At 71.6% G+C, this 15405-nt stretch carries 8 protein-coding genes; 4 read left to right on the forward strand and 4 right to left on the reverse strand.

All coding sequences use genetic code 11. The annotated features are described in order from the left end of the window. Window positions 1–85 precede the first annotated feature (85 nt). Both GA0070613_RS22150 and GA0070613_RS22155 read left to right on the forward strand, forming a co-directional pair. Window positions 86–1876: an asparagine synthetase B family protein gene (locus GA0070613_RS22150; protein WP_089014052.1), complete on the forward strand. Its 1791-nt coding sequence runs from the start codon at window positions 86–88 to the stop codon at window positions 1874–1876. Window positions 1877–2368: 492 nt separating this feature from the next. After that, on the forward strand, window positions 2369–4063 hold the full coding sequence (locus GA0070613_RS22155) for a DUF4082 domain-containing protein (RefSeq protein ID WP_089014053.1): 1695 nt from the start codon (window positions 2369–2371) through the stop codon (window positions 4061–4063). Between the two features lie 239 nt (window positions 4064–4302). Here GA0070613_RS22155 and GA0070613_RS22160 read toward each other — a convergent pair whose 3' ends face one another. From GA0070613_RS22160 to GA0070613_RS22170, 3 genes are all read right to left on the reverse strand, one after another. Then, window positions 4303–5418, reverse strand: coding sequence for a DegT/DnrJ/EryC1/StrS family aminotransferase (locus GA0070613_RS22160; protein WP_089016114.1), 1116 nt, complete (start codon window positions 5416–5418; stop codon window positions 4303–4305). Between the two features lie 20 nt (window positions 5419–5438). Next, window positions 5439–6404: an NAD-dependent epimerase/dehydratase family protein gene (locus GA0070613_RS22165; protein ID WP_089014054.1), complete on the reverse strand. Its 966-nt coding sequence runs from the start codon at window positions 6402–6404 to the stop codon at window positions 5439–5441. Window positions 6405–6471: 67 nt separating this feature from the next. Further along, window positions 6472–7545, reverse strand: coding sequence for a Gfo/Idh/MocA family protein (locus tag GA0070613_RS22170; protein ID WP_231929365.1), 1074 nt, complete (start codon window positions 7543–7545; stop codon window positions 6472–6474). Between the two features lie 277 nt (window positions 7546–7822). Here GA0070613_RS22170 and GA0070613_RS32230 point away from each other — a divergent pair, with 277 nt between their 5' ends. After that, on the forward strand, window positions 7823–7987 hold the full coding sequence (locus GA0070613_RS32230) for a hypothetical protein (RefSeq protein ID WP_197698946.1): 165 nt from the start codon (window positions 7823–7825) through the stop codon (window positions 7985–7987). A gap of 33 nt (window positions 7988–8020) precedes the next feature. Here GA0070613_RS32230 and GA0070613_RS22175 read toward each other — a convergent pair whose 3' ends face one another. Further along, window positions 8021–9247 carry an ArsB/NhaD family transporter gene (locus GA0070613_RS22175; protein ID WP_089014056.1) on the reverse strand — a complete coding sequence of 409 codons (1227 nt, stop codon included), beginning with the start codon at window positions 9245–9247 and terminating at the stop codon, window positions 8021–8023. A gap of 107 nt (window positions 9248–9354) precedes the next feature. Between GA0070613_RS22175 and GA0070613_RS22180 the strand changes: the two genes are divergently transcribed. After that, window positions 9355–15159 carry a WD40 domain-containing protein gene (locus GA0070613_RS22180; protein WP_089014057.1) on the forward strand — a complete coding sequence of 1935 codons (5805 nt, stop codon included), beginning with the start codon at window positions 9355–9357 and terminating at the stop codon, window positions 15157–15159. Window positions 15160–15405 lie beyond the last annotated feature (246 nt).

Below are 15405 nucleotides of genomic sequence, written 5' to 3' on the forward strand. Positions count from 1 at the left end.
GTTTTCCTTGGTGGCCGGCGATGATTACGCTGGCCGCCATGTCTGCCCAGGTTGAGGCTGCCACACTGCCCATGGTGCTGCCGAGATGAAGTCGTTCCTTGCCGTCTCGTACGCTCGCGACACGCTGGCCATGAGGGGCGCGCCGCCCCGGGCCGAGGTCGTCGCCTGCCTGGGCGACGACGCGCGGGTGCTGCGCAGCGATGGCGGCTGGATCGCGTTCCACGGCGAGGATCCGGGCGATCGGATCGACGACGCCGGCGTGGCCTTTACGCTGCTGCTGGGGAGGGCGGCCCGTACGCGCACCGCCGATGTCCCCGCCTCAGAGTTGGCCGAGCAGCTGCGCAAGGGCGCCAAAGCGGACGGAGCCGCGCTCGCCGAGCTGGTGCCGCCGTTCGCCGCGGTGGACCGCTCCGGCCCCGGCGAGCCGATCGTGGCGGCCACCGACTGGCTCGGCTTCCGGCAGCTCTTCTGGTGGCAGGGCGACGGCGTGGCCGCAGTCTCAACGAGTGCGCTCGCGCTCGGTGCGCTGGCCGGCGCGGGGCTCGACCACACCGCGCTCGGCCTGCAGAGTCTGGTGGGTTGGCAGGTGGGGTTCGGCACGGTCTTCGCGCAGGTCGAAAAGGTGCCGGCCGGATGCCTGGCGGTGCTGGACGCGGGCCGGGTGGAGACGCACCGCTATGTGGAGCAGGCGCTCGCCCTGGACGGCCCGGCACCGTCGCTGCCCGAGGTCGTCGACGAGATGGCCGGGATGCTGCGGGAGTTCCTCCGGGCGTACGTCGCTGACCATCCCACGACGGTGCTCCAGTTGACCGGTGGTCAGGACACCCGGGTCCTGCTCGCGGCGCTGTCCCCGGAGACTCGCCGCGGGCTCCGCGCGCTCACCCTGGACCTGCGGGGCGGCTCCGACGCCGCGCTTGCCGAGAAGTTGAGCGCGATGTGTGGGCTGGATCTGCATGTCCACTGGCTGGATGACCAGCCGCCGGTCACGCCGGCCGCCGCCCATCACATGGCGCTGAAGGCGGCGGCGGCTCTGGACGGCATGGCGAGCCCGCTGGCCCTGGCACCGTTGCTCCTCGCCGAGGGCCATCTCGAGCAGGGGCACCGCCTGTCCGGTCTGGGTGGGGAAACCTGCCGCGGCTTCTACTACTTCGGCCAGCCCCGCCACGCGACCACCTCACCGCACCTCATCGGTCAGCTGGCGAACTGGCGCCTCTACGCGAACGAGGCGGTCGACGCGCGCGCACTCGAACCGGGCTTCGTGGCCTCCGCCCGCACCGACGCGCTCGAACGGATCACCGCGTCCTTCGACGGCGCTCCGCAGCAGTGGCTCAGGGCGACCGACTACTTCTATCTCTACCAGCGCATGCAGCGGTGGGCGGGCGCCCACGGATCGGTCGCGGCCGTCCACCGCTTCTTCATCAACCCCATGTTCGACCGGCGCTTCGTCCAGCTGGCGCACTCGATGTCACCCGACCAGAAGGGGAACGGCCTGCTGACCGGGCAGCTCATCCACCGGCTCGACCCCGAACTGGCCGCGGTTCCGCTGGATTCGGGGCTTGTTCCCGCGCGGTTGGGGCAGCGAGGCATCGGCGACCGTGCGACGGCGGCCAGGGTCACCGCGCGGAAGCTGTCCCGCAAGGTGCGGCAGCGGCTGCGCCATTCCGGCCGGGCGCAGCTGGGCGCGGCCGAGTTGGCGGCGCTCGTCGTCGAACACTGGCGTACCGAGCCGGAAGTCCTGGCACCGCTGCGCAACAACGGCATCGTCCGGGCGGCATGGCTGGACGAGTTGATTGCGGGACGGCGGGAGTCCGCCCCTGCCACGGTGGCCTTCCTGACCAACCTCCTGGTCGCCACCGCATCGCGGCCCGTCACCTGAGGCCACCTGCCGCGGCACGGTTGCGGTAGGCCGATCACGCCCTCGATCGGCTGAGCTGGATCGACCACGAAGATCATGTCCCCGGCCGCATCCGCGTCGGCCTGCACCCCGGCGAGCCTCCGCGCGAACCCTCTCTCCTTTCGACGGCTTGACAGTGCCGTTCGTTCCAGAGGCTCACTCCATTTGCCGACTTCACCGTGGGCCAGCTTCGATACCGGTGACTTGAGGGCATTTCCGTCGTTGTGTTGGTGTGCCCCGTGCGCTCCGGCGAGCCGGCGAGCCCTGCCTCGGTTGGGGGTCGCTCCGCTGCAGGCGCTGTGCGCGGCGGCGCGTCCGCCGGTCGCCAGGGCCGACGACGCGGGGAGTTCTACCCCAGCTGTCGGCTGATCCCGTTGGACCCGACAGCCGTTCGACGTCCTCGACACCGAATTTTCCGTACCGGCGTTCGCCCGCCCCGTTCTGAGTGACACCAATTGTGGAGAAGGGAACCACATGGTTAGGAATTCAAGAACTGTCATCGTACTGGCCATTGCTGGCGCAGTAGCGATCTCCGGAACGGCGCTGGCGGGTCGAACATTTACCAACACCAGCGGCGCTGAGCCCTTGGCGGCGCGCCCCGGAACGTATTCGCTATGGGGCAGTTCAGCGGTACCAAGGACGGTGACCGACCCGGACAGACAGGCCGTGGAACTGGGGGTGAAATTCAAAGCAGTTCAAGACGGCAGCGTCATCGGCGTCCGATTCTACAAGTCAAAGACGAACACCGGCGAGCACACGGGCAGCCTCTGGACGATCAACGGCACCAGGCTGGCCAACGTGCGGTTCACGCAGGAGACCGGGTCCGGGTGGCAGTACGCGGATTTCTCGAGTCCCGTGGCCGTCAAGGCCAATGTGCTGTACGTGGTGTCATATCACACCCCCGTCGGGCAGTACTCGGCCGATGACCATTACTTCGCCGCCGGTCACAGCCGTGGCCCGTTGCGCGCGCCGGCCGACGGATCGCACGGCTCCAACGGAGTGTACAAATACGGCGCCGGCGGGTTTCCGAACCAGGGCTACAAGGCAACCAACTACTGGGTCGACGTAGTTTTCAAGCCCGGCACTCCCGTTACGTCCAGTCCCACCGCTGGGCCCACCACCACGACGGCATCCCCCCGCCCCACACCGGACCCCAGTGCCACACCGACCGCGGCGCCGACTCCTAGCTCCAGCACGCCCGGACCGACTCCGACCGGCACTGGCAACCCCGACAGCACCGCTGGCGGCAGATACCCCGAGCGCTTCTCCGTAGGTGCGCCCGGCGTCGGCAAGTACCGCCAGTCCGATGCCAGGCTTCCCGTGCCGGCCGGCTTTCAGGAAGTGTTCCCACACGACAACGCCAGCAAAGAGTGGGATCTGTACGACTGCAACGGCACGGTCAATCTTGACCGCAAGTACTTCCACGCCTTCATCTATATCGGCACGAACTGTCATGGCACCGTCAACATCACGAACTCCATCATTGCGCCGCCACCGGGGTCCATTAATCGGGCCATCCTGGTCAACGCGAATTCCTCGGGCAGCCTCACGCTCAATATCAGCAATACGACCATCCGGCCGGAGCCGGTCGGTCTCGGTATGAACAGCGCCCCGTTGACCGACCATGCGATCAACGACTGCGACACCTGCACGATCCACCTGAGCCGCGTAGACGTGGCAAACACGGGCGGCATGTGCCTCTGCGGGGCGAACACCACCATTGAATACAGTTGGCTCCACGACAACTACATCGCCCACCTGGCCGATCCCTCCCGCGCCCACACCGGCGGTGTCTTTCCTTACGGCGGCACGGGTCCGCTGGAAATCAGCCACAGCCGGCTCGAGCCAGGGGTCAACGCCTACACCGGCGCAGCGGTCCCGAACTACTGGCAGGCCATCACCGCCGTGCTGTTCACCCAGAGCTCGGGAGGCTCCACGCTGCGCAATTACCAGGTCCATGACAGCTTCATCTCGCTCGGGGCCTTCGGGCTGTATGCCCAGGACGGCGAGGGCCTGCGACTGCGCGACAACGTGTTCGGACCGACGTACTGGGGGTCCACGGGTCCGTGCGGGTCCGGATGCTCCGTCACCTTTGCCGACTGGACGAACAACGTTGTGGGCACGATCGACGGCAGCCCAACTCAGGAGTTGGTCCGCAAGCCCGCCTAAGCAGTGTCTTCAAAGGGTCTTGGTGTCGGACGATGTAGCTCATGAGTCGTCGCTACGAGTTGCCTGTTTGGTGTCGGTGGACCCCCGAACGCGCCGACCAGCAGGCCAACCGCCGCCGCTTCGGTCGGCGGCGGTTGGCCTGCTGGTGTTCGGCACCCCGCTCTACAAACGCCGCAATGTCGTCGTACGCTGCTTCAGCCGACTCAAGCAATGCCGGTGACCCGTTGAAGACACACCGCCTAGCGGCCGGCCAGCTTGCGTAGCACGGCGACGATGTGGTCCTGGTCGTCCTCGGTCAGCGCATGGTGCAGCGGCAGGATCAGCGAGTCGCGGGTGAGCCGCTCGGTCACCGGCAGCGGCGCGGGCGTCACGTCCGCGTACGCCGGCTCCAGGTGAGCGGCCATGATGCCCCTCCGGGCCGACACGCCGGCCGCGGCCAGTTCCGCGAGCACCTCGTCGCGGCCCACTCCGTACTCCCGGTTGACCAGCACCCAGAACGACTGGAAGTTGGTTTCGCCGTACTCCGGGTCGCGGACCGGTACCAAGCCCTCGATGTCCGCGAGCAGTTCGTGGTAGCGCGCCGCTAGCGCGCGCCGGTTGCTGACCAGCTCCGCGAGGCGGCCGAGCTGTACGAGCCCGATCGCCGCCTGGATGTCGGTCATCCGATAGTTGAAGGCGGTCTCCAGGTAGGCCTCCAGCACGGGCTGGGCGCTGACGTGACGGTCGGCCGCGGAGACGTTCATCCCGTGTTCGCGCAACCGGCGCAGTCGGGCGGCCCACTCCGGATCGTCCACCGTGACCATTCCGCCCTCGCCCGTCGTCAGCAGCTTCCGGGGATGGAACGACCAGGCCGAAATCGTCGAGCCGGAGCCGACCGGCCGCCCGTACGCCGTCGATCCGGCGGCGCAGGCCGCGTCCTCGATCAGCGGCACTCCCCAGCGGCCGGCCGCGTCCCGCAGCGCGGCGACGTCGAACGGCACGCCGCCCTGGTGGACCGCGATCACCGCCCGGGTTCGGGGCGTGCGCGCGGCGTCGATCGTCGCCACCGTCAGATTGCCGGTGCTGAGGTCGACATCCGCGAAGATCGGAGTGGCTCCGACGTAGCGCACCGCGTTGGCGGTGGCGATGAATGAGAACGACGGCACGATCACCTCGTCGCCCGGGCCGATCTCCAGCACCACCAGCGCCAGATGCAGCGCGGTGGTGCAGGAGCTGACGGCCACGCCGTGGCCGGCACCCACCAGCGCGGCGAACTCCTGCTCGAACCGGGCCACCCGCGGCCCCTGGGCCACCCAGCCCGACCGGACCGCGTCGGCGGCGGCCTGCGCCTCCTCCTCGCCGAGCCGGGGGATCATGACCGGGATCCGGGAGGCCGTCACTTCTCGGCCCGCCACCAGTCGACCAGCCCCTGAAGCCCCTCGTGCAGGCCGAGCTCGGCGCGGAAGCCCAGCTTCTGCGCGCCGGCGGTGGTGTCGGCCAGCCGGCGGGTCACCCCGTTGACCGTGCGGGCCGGACCGTGCTGGGGGGCGAGGTCCGACTTCATCACGTCGCTGAGCGCCTGGGCCAGCTCCCTGAGGCTGGTCTCGGTGCCGCTGGCGATGTTGAACACCTCGTCGGTGACGTCCGCCCGGGCTGCCAGAATGTTGGCCCGGGCGATGTCGGCGACGTGTACGAAATCCATCGTCTGCAGGCCGTCGCCGAGGATCAGCGGCGGAGCCCCCGACTCGATCCGCTCCATCCACCGGATCAGGACTTCTGTGTAGAGCCCATGGATGTCCATCCGGGGACCGTAGACGTTGAAGTAACGCAGGGCGACGTAGTCCAGACCGTACATGCTGTGGAAGCTGCGCAGCATGCCCTCGTTGAACGCCTTCGCTGCGCCGTAGAAGGTGTCGTTGTGGTAGGGGTGGTGCCGCTCGTTGGTCGGGAACTCGTCGGCGAGCCCGTACACGGAGGCCGACGAGGACAAGATGACCTTTCGGACCTGGGCGGCGGCCGCCGCCTCCAGCACGTTGAAGGTGCCGTCGACCAGCACCTCGTTGGCGAGCCGGGGCTCCTCCGCGCACTGGGTGATGCGAATGGCGGCGAGGTGGAAGACCAGGTCCTTGCCCTGGGTCAGCTCGTGCACGAGCGCGACGTCGCGGATGTCACCCTCGACGAGGCGGACGCTGCGATGCTGCAGGGCTCGGGCCAGGTTGTCCCGCCGGCCACGGACGAAGTTGTCGAGGACGACCACCTCGGCCGCACCGCCGGAGACCAGCTCGTCGACGACATGGGAACCGATCGTGCCCGCTCCACCGGTGACCAGGGCGCGTGCCCCGGCGATCTCCACCGCGCTCATTCCGTTACTCCGCTTCGCTCCGTGCCGCGCTGAGGCGTCGCCGCACCAGGTCCAATGATTCGCTCGCTCACGCCTCAGTCCATTCGCTGAGCTTGACCACTTTTCCGCCGTTGGCGAGGCTACGAGAGGCCGCCTCCAGGATGGCCATCACCCGCAGGCCGGCCCGACCGTCGGTCAGGGCGGGCATGCCGCTGCGGATCGACCGGGCGTACTCCTCGACCATGGTGCGCAGCGCCTCCCGCTCGGTCAGCGCCGGAGCCACCATGTCGCCCGAGCGGTACGACACCAGCATGTCCCGGCGCTGCTCGTCGCCGAGTTCCTCCGCCGAGGCCACGTCGACCCCGCGGTCGAAGATCGAGAGTCGCTGGCTGGGGTTGAGGTCGTCCCAGACCAGGGTGCGCTTCGACCCGCCGATGATCGCGGTCCGGATCTTCACGGGCGAGAGCCAGTTGACGTGGATGTGCGCGATCGCGCCGGTGTTCAGCTGCAGCGTCAGGTAGGCGACGCAGGCCCGGCCCGCGCCGATCCGGTCCGCGCCGTGCGCGGCCACGGAGACCGGCGCCACGCCGGACGGGAGGATGAAGTCGAGAATCGACAGGTCGTGCGGCGCCAGGTCCCACATCACGTCGATGTCGCGCTGGACCAGCCCGAGATTGATCCGCACGGAATCGAGGTACTGCAGCTCGCCCAGTTCCCCGCCGTGCAGCAGTTCGCGGATGCGCAGCACCGCCGGCGTGTAGCAGTAGGTGTGGTCGCACATCAGCGACAGTCCCTGACGCTCCGCCTCCGCCACCAGCGCCCGCCCCTGCTCGACGCTGGCCGCCAGCGGCTTCTCCACGAGCACGTGTTTGCCGGCTCGCAGCGCCGCCATCGCCACCTCGAGGTGGGTGCCGGCCGGGGTGGCGATGGCCACCGCCCGGACCGCATCGTCGGCGAGCACTGTGGCGAGGTCGTCGGTGGCCTGGATCGTCGAGTAGTCACCGAGCGCCCGCCGGGCCCGGCGTACGTCGAGGTCGCAGAGCCAGCGCAGCCGGAATTCGGCGGAGGCCTGGAAGTTACGAACGAGATTCGGACCCCAGTAACCGGCGCCGATGACGGCCACGCCGATCGGTTCATCGGCGGCAGCGTTCGATGAGTTCACGGATATCCGTTTCGCTAGACAGGACAGGACGCATTCGCTGAAGGGGAGTTGGTGGCGACGTCCATTCGGCAAGCTACCGAGGTCGTCGTCGGGTACGCCAGCACCGGGACGGAATTCCGGCGGTGCCGCTGGGGTCAGCGGGTCCGTTTGGTTTGTCCGCCCTCCTCGAATGGTCTTTTCTGCGGGCACTGGGTCGGCTTTCTGACATCGGTCTTGTTGCCGAGCGTCTACCGTTTCCACCCCCATAAAAGATCGCCGCACGGGGAAGGAACGAGCGATGACGGACGCCCACGGGGCATCGCGCGACGGTGCGCAGATCGCCGCGACGGCCGATGTGGACGAGCGCGCCACGATCCGTTCCGGCACCCGCGTCTGGCACGTCGCGCAGGTCCGCGAGGGCCGCCGCTCCTGTCCCGCTTCCCTGACTCCCGGCCTCGGCTGAGTTGACCTTTCGGACGTTGCCCGACCGGCCTGGTTACGGGGTGAGGAGCAGGGCGGCGACGGTGGCGGCGGTGCTGAGGGCGGCCAGGGCGGCGCTGGTGGCGACGAAGCGGCCGAGCGGCACCGCGACTCCGGCGGCGCGGCAGCGCTCGTACCAGATCAGGGTGGCCAGCGAGGCCCACGGGGTCGCGAGGGGGCCGACGTTCGTGCCGATCAGCAGGGCCAGCAGCTGGGTGTGGTTGGCCGGGGCGATGACCGCCTCACCGGCGACGTACGCGGGCAGGTTGTTGACCACGTTGGCGAAGAGCGCGCCGACGGCGCCGGCCCGCAGTGACCCTTCCGCGCCCGGATCGCCGCCGATCAGCGCGCCCATCACCTCGTCCAGGCCGTGCCGGCCGATGGTCTGCACCACCAGGAACAGCCCGGTGACGAAGACCAGCAGCCGCCACGGGATCAGCGCCGGACGCAGGCTCTGTCGGGCCCGGACGGCGAAGCCGGCGACCAGGATCGCGGCGGCCACCCCGGAGGCGAGTCCGATCTCGACGCCGGCCAGGATGCCGGCGACGAAGAGCAGACAGGCGCCCAGCGCGGTGCGGTAGAGCACCGGGTCGGGCGGCACGTGCGGGGGCGGCGGGACGAACGGGTCCGAGCCGGCGCGGACCGGCCGCCAGTACCACCACCAGAGCAGCAGCATGGTGATGACGATCGCGACCAGCTGCGGCCACCACATCCTGGCCGCCCAGGGCAGCGGGTCCAGCTCGATCCGGTCGCTGGCCAGGATGTTTGTCAGATTGGACACCGGCAGCAGCAGGCTCGCCGTGTTGGCCAGCCAGACGGTGGTCATCGCGAGCGGCGTCGGCGGCACGCCGAGCTTGCGGGCCAGGGCGATCATCACCGGGGTGAGCAGCACGGCGGTGGTGTCCAGGTTGAGCGCGATGGTGGTGACCGACGCGAAGGCGACACAGAGCCAGAACAGCGCCCGGTAGCTGCCCCGCGCGGTGATCGCCACCCGGGCGGCGAGGGCGTCGAAGACCCCGGCCACCGCGGTCAGCTCGGCCAGCACCACCACCGTGCCGAGGAAGATCAAAATCGGGATGATCCGGCGTACGGTGACCTCGGCGTCCGCCCGGGGGAGGAGTCCGGTGAGGACGCAGACCACCCCGACGACGGCGAGCCCGATCGCGATCCAGTCCAGCACGTGCAACCGGCCCCAGCGGGATCGGTCCGGCGCGGCGGACGGCGGCTCGCCGACGGTCTCCACGGAGGATGATCCTCGCACACCGCCGGGTCGTGGGCACCACCCGACGCGGCCGGGAAGCGGCTGCCGAGGGTGTCCACGGATCGACGATGAGTGGCCATAATGATGTTGTGTCCGTAGGCGCGCACCCCACCCGGTCCGACCGCCCGATCGACTTCTTCATCAGCTACTCGCCGGCCGACGAGCGCTGGGCGACGTGGCTGGCGTGGGAGTTCGAGTCCGCCGGCTACCGCACCCTGCTCCAGGCCTGGGACTTCGTCGCCGGCACCAACTTCATCGACTTCATGGACCGGGGCGTCCGCGAGGCGGCGGTGGTGGTGGCCGTCCTCTCCGAGCGCTACCTGCACTCGACGTACGGGAAGCTGGAGTGGCAGGCCGCGCTGCGCGCCGACCCCGACGGCACCGGCAACAAGCTGGTCACCGTCCGGGTGGAGGACTGCCCGATCGACGGCCTGCTGGCCACCATCACCTACGTCGACCTGGTCGGGGTCACCGACGCGGCACAGGCCCGGGGGCGGGTGCTGGACCGGATCCGGGAGGCGCTCGACGGGCGGGCCAAACCCGTCCTGCAGCCCGTCTTCCCGCACCACCCGGCCGGGCCGGCCGGGGTGCTCAGCGCGACGAACGCGGGCGCGCCCGCGCCGCGCCGCGCCCGGCGTACGCCGATCAACCCGCCGCCGTTCCCGCCCGCGGCGGCCGCGGCGCCGGACACCCGCGCCACCGTGACCGTGCTCCAGGTCGCCGGGCCGCGCTTCGGCCGGGGCGTGATCGAGCCCGGCGCCCCGGTCACCCCGGGTGAGTTGCAGGAACACCTGATGGGTGACCTCACGCTGCTGATGAACGACGGCGTCCCGCGGCCGGACCTGTTGGTGGTCGCGGGCAACCTGACCGAGTCGGGCAGCCCGCGCGAGTTCTCCGACGCGCTGAGCTTCCTCACCGGGCTGCGGGTGCTGCTCGGGTTGGAGCCGCACCGGCTCGTCGTGGTGCCCGGCCCCCGGGACGTCACGATGGCCGCCAGCCGCGCGTACTTCGCCACCTGCGAGGCCGACGACGTCGACCCGCAGCCGCCCTACTGGCCGAAGTGGCGGCACTACGCCCGGCTCTTCGACGAGCTCTACCAGGGCCTGGAGGACCGGATCTTCGACAGCGAGCAGCCGTGGACGCTGTTCCCGGTGCCGGACCTGCGGGTCGTGGTGGCAGGGCTGAACTCCACCGTCGCGGTCACCCACCGCGAGGAGGACCGGTACGGCTTCCTCGGCGAGGCCCAGTCCACCTGGTTCGCCCAGCGGCTCCGGCACTACCAGCAGTCCGGCTGGCTGCGGCTGGGCGCCATGGCGCACGCCCCGGGCCCGCGCACCCCGTACGCGGACGAGGGCCCGGTCGACGACGCGGTGACGCTGCGCGACCGGGCGTCCTTCCACCGGCTGGTCGCCCCGATGCTCAACCTGCTGCACGCCGGCACGGCCCCGACGCGCGGTCCGGTCGACGCGGTCGTGCCGGTCGCCCTGCCGTCGCGCGACGGCCGGGCCCAGGTGCTGCGGCTGGCCGCCGACGGGATGACCCGGTGGGTGCTGGGCCGTGACGACCGGCACGACGTGGGGGAGACGAGGGCGGTGAGCTGGCCCCGGTCGGACGCCACGTTCGGGGCGGCCGGCCCGGCGCAGGTGCCCGATCCGCGGCTGCCGACCGCCGTCGAGGGGCCGACCCAGGGCGGCGCGGCGCGCGACGTGCGGGCCGGCCCGCCGGCCGTGGTCGCGCCGGTGCCGCTGGAGCGGCTGCTGGACCGGCTGGCCGAGGTCTGCGAGGCGCGGTACGACCGGGTGCTGGTCCGCCGGGTGGCCGCCGACCCGCCGCACCTGTTCGTCACCTACCGGGCCGACGGCGTGGTCCGGCAGCAGCGGGTCGGCGCGCACGTCGGGACGCCGACCGCCGCCGACGTCGACGACTTCGCCCGGCGGGTGCACGCCACCGATCCCGACATCGCCTCCGAGCTGGTCTACGACGGCGACCGGATCGGCCGGGGGCTGGCCGAGGCGGCGCAGCGGCGCGGGCTGCGGGTGCTGCACCTGACCGAGTTCCAGGGCCTGCTGGACCTGCGCGAGTACGTCGCGGGGCAGACCGCGCGGCTCCAGGCCGATCGGCTCTATCCGCCCGGACAGTACGTGCCGCAGCGCTACCGGCACCTGGTCGGCGCCGACCAGCGGGTCCGCGAGGACGTGGTGAACGAGCTGCTGGAGCTGATCTCCGCCCCGGACGGCCGGTTCGTGCTGGTGCTCGGCGACTTCGGCCGGGGCAAGACGTTCGCGCTGCGCGAGGTGGCCCGCCGGCTGCCCACCGCCGCGCCCGACCTGATCCCGATCCTGGTGGAGCTGCGCGCGCTGGACAAGGCGCACTCGGTGGACGGGCTGGTCGCCGCGCACCTGGCCAACCACGGCGAGCAGGTGATCGACCTCAAGGCGTTCCGCTACATGCTCCGGCAGGGCCGCATCGTGCTGCTCTTCGACGGGTTCGACGAGCTGGTGGCCCGGGTGACGTACGACCGGGCGGCGGACCACCTGGAGACGCTGCTCCAGGCGGCCGAGGGCAACGCCAAGATCGTCGTGAGCAGCCGGACCCAGCACTTCAAGACCAACTCGCAGGTGCTGACCGCGCTCGGCGAGCGGGTCGGGCTGCTGCCGCACCGCCGGGTGCTGGCCATCGAGGACTTCACCCCCGGCCAGATCGAGGCCTTCCTGCGCCACCGCTACGACGGGGACTCCGAGGCCGCGCGAGAGCGGATGGAGCTGCTGGCCGGGGTGAAGGACCTGCTCGGCCTCTCCCGCAACCCGAGGATGCTCGGCTTCATCGCCAACCTCGACGAGGGTCGGCTGGCCGCGGTGGCGGGGGCGGGGGGCACGTTCAGCGCCGCGGCGCTCTACCGGGAGATCCTGGAGTCCTGGTTGGACTTCGAGGAGCGGCGTACCCAGGGGGTACCTGGCTCGCCGGTGACCCTGCGCCGTCCCGAGGTGTGGGCCGCGGTCAGCCGGCTGGCGTTCCAGCTCTGGGAGAGCGGCGAGTCGTACCTGCGGCTGGCCGAGCTGGCCGAGGCCGCCGGCCAGCTCGCCGGCCTGGCCGAGTCGCGGCTGTCCGGTCCACAGGCCATCCACGCCGTGGGCGCGGGCAGCCTGCTGGTGCGCACCGACGACGGGCTGTTCGGGTTCATCCACACCTCGGTGATGGAGTGGCTGGTCGCCGAGGGAATCGCCGCGCAGCTCAACCGGGGCGAGGAGCCGGCCGCGCTGGCGGTGCGCCCGCTGTCGGCGCTGACCGTGGAGTTCCTCGGCGACCTGGCCGACCCGCGCCGCTGCACGGCGTGGACGGCCCGGGTGCTCGGCGACGAGGACGCCGGGGAGATCGTCCGCGCCAACGCGCTGCGGCTCAGCGCCCGGCTGCGGCTCCCTGACCGCGCCGACCTGCGGGGCGCCTCGCTGCGCGGCGAGGACCTGTCCCACCGGGAGCTGGCGCGGGCCGACCTGACCGCGGCCGACCTCAGCGCCACCCGCCTCGTCGCGACCAACCTCACCGACGCGCGGCTGGAACACGCCCGGCTGCGCGGGGCACGCCTGGACCAGGCCCGGCTCGCCGGCGCCGACCTGCGCGACGCCGACCTGGCCGGGGCCCGGCTGTTCCGCACCGACCTGCGCGGCGCGCGGGTCACCGGGAGCCGCTGGCGACGCGCCGCCCTGATCGACGTGGCCGCCGACGCGGCCCTGCTCCGCGCGCCGGAGCTGCGCGGCGCGGTGGTGGCGCCCGGCCGGCCGGTGGTGCCCGGGCTGGCCCCGCCGGCGGTCGGCGTCTCCTACGGCTTCGAGGTGGGCCGGCTGCCGGTGCCGGTGGCGTACAGCCCGGACGGGGCGGTGCTCGCCGTCGGCAGCGACGACGGTGGGGTGCTGATCTGCGACACGCTCACCGGCCTGCCGGTGCGCACCCTGCAGGGCCACCGGGGGCGGGTCTACGCCGTCCGCTTCGACGCCGCCTCCCACCAGCTGGTCACCGGCGCGGCCGACCTGACCGTACGGCTCTGGGACGCCGACCACGGCGACGTGCGGCACGTCATCGAGGACGTCTTCGCCGGCTGGGTCTGGCCGCTGCTCACCGACGGGGCGCGGGGCCGGCTGGTGGTCGGCGACGCGGCCGGCGTGGTCCGGCTCTACGACACCCGGAGTGTCCGACTGCGGCACGAGTGGCCCGGCCATGCGGCGCCGATCTGGGGCACCTCGTTCAGCCCGGACGGCCGGCGGGTCGTGGTGGTGGACAGCGCCGGCGTGGTCCGCGGCTGGGACGTCGCCTCGGGGGCGCTGGCGTTCGAGGTCCAGGAGCCGGAGGTGGTCTACCGGGTGGTGCACACCCCGGACGGGCGCTCGCTGGTCGCCGTCGGGCAGCACGGCCGGGTGTGGGTCCGCCGGGCCGTCGACGGGGAGCTGCTGCGTCAGCCGCGCGGCCACGAGGCCGACGTGTACGCCCTGGACGTGCACCCCGACGGCCGGCTGATGGCCACCGGGGACACCCACGGCGCGCTGCGGCTGTGGGAGGTGGACACCGGCCGGCCGGTACGGGTGCTGGGCCGGCAGCGGGGCGCGATCTACAGCGTCCGGTTCAACGGCGACGGCACCCTGCTGGCCTCGGCGGCCAGCGACGGCGCCATCCAGCTCTGGGACACCGCCGACGGCCAGCCACGGCACGAGCTGACCCGGCACCGCGGCTCCGTCTGGCCGGTGGCCTGGCGGCCGGATCAGCAGCAGGTGGCGACCAGCAGCAACGACGGCACCACCCGGATGTGGGACGTGCGCACCGGGCAGTTGCAGCACACCCTGCGCGGGCACGGCCGGCGGGTCACCGCGCTCTCCTTCCGCGCCGACGGCGAGGTGCTCGCCACCTGCGGCAACGACGGGGTCGTGCGGCTGTGGGAGCCGCGTACCGGTCGGCTGCTCCGGCAGCTCAGCAGCCCGGCGGACCGGTTGCTCTCGGCGGTGTTCTGCCCCGGGGAGCCGCTGGTCGCCGCGCCGAGCGGCGACGGCGGGGTGCACCTCTGGAACACCGACACCGGCGTGGACGAGCGGGAGCTCAACGTGGACACCGACCATGTCTGGGCGGCCGCTTTCAGCCCGGACGGTGACGCCCTGGCCACCGCTAACGACGACGACACGGTCCGGCTGTGGTACCGGCGGACCGGGCGGCACTTCGCCACCCTGACCCCGCACCGGGGCCGGGTTCGGGCGGTGGCGTTCAGCCCGGACGGCGAGACCATCGCCACCGGCTGCGACGACCATCTGGTCCGGCTCTGGGACGCGGCCACCGCGACCTGCCGCGCCACGCTTGAGCAGCACACCGAACGGGTGTACGCGGTGAGCTTCAACGCCGACGGGACGCTGCTGGCCAGCGCCAGCAACGACGGCACGGCGGTGGTCTGGGACGCGCGGACCGGCGAGCGGCGCACCCTGCTCACGGCGCACACCGGCCGGCTCTGGTCCTGCGCGTTCAGCCCGAACGGCAACCTGCTGGCCACCGCCGGGGACGACCTGGCCATCCGGCTGTGGGACCCGGGCACGGGCCGGCTGCACGGCACCCTGGCCGCGCACACCCGGCGGGTCTGGTCGGTGGCGTTCAGCCCGGACAACAGCTTGCTTGCCAGCGCCGGGGACGACGGCACGGTCCGGCTGTGGGACGTCGCCGACCCGGAGCACGCCCAGCTGCGCGCCACCCTGATCGGGCTGCCGGACGGCTGGGCGGCGGTCAGCCCGGACGGACGGTACAAGTTGGACGGTGATCCGGGCGGCCAGTTCTGGCACGTCATCGGCACCTGCCGGTTCGAGGTGGGGGAGTTGGACCCGTACCTGACGCAGGTGCGCCGGCTGTCCGTGGACGCCCCGTTCTGACCGCCATCGGAGCCGGACGACATCGACGGGCGACTAGGCTAGGTCGCGTTTGAACGGGTCGTCGCGGGTCGTTGGCATGGTCAGCGCTCCTGTGTGGATTCGTCGCTGGATGGTTCGCCTTGCACCTGACCGACGCCGGCCAGCAACTCGGGTGGGGCGGAGAGCGGCCGGCCTGCCCGTGATGGCCGAGATCCGGTGGCCGGCCGGATCTCGGCCCGACAGGGTTGCCCCGGCGCCGGCAGGCCC

The sequence above is a fragment of the Micromonospora inositola genome, assembly GCF_900090285.1.
Lineage (GTDB): Bacteria > Actinomycetota > Actinomycetes > Mycobacteriales > Micromonosporaceae > Micromonospora > Micromonospora inositola.

What these genes read in the sequence shown, in the direction of transcription:
- GA0070613_RS22150 (WP_089014052.1), top strand. Translation starts at nt 86, where the DNA reads ATGAAGTCGTTCCTTGCCGTCTCGTACGCTCGCGACACGCTGGCCATG.
- GA0070613_RS22155 (WP_089014053.1), top strand. Translation starts at nt 2,369, where the DNA reads ATGGTTAGGAATTCAAGAACTGTCATCGTACTGGCCATTGCTGGCGCA.
- GA0070613_RS22160 (WP_089016114.1), bottom strand. Translation starts at nt 5,418, where the DNA reads ATGATCCCCCGGCTCGGCGAGGAGGAGGCGCAGGCCGCCGCCGACGCG.
- GA0070613_RS22165 (WP_089014054.1), bottom strand. Translation starts at nt 6,404, where the DNA reads ATGAGCGCGGTGGAGATCGCCGGGGCACGCGCCCTGGTCACCGGTGGA.
- GA0070613_RS32230 (WP_197698946.1), top strand. Translation starts at nt 7,823, where the DNA reads ATGACGGACGCCCACGGGGCATCGCGCGACGGTGCGCAGATCGCCGCG.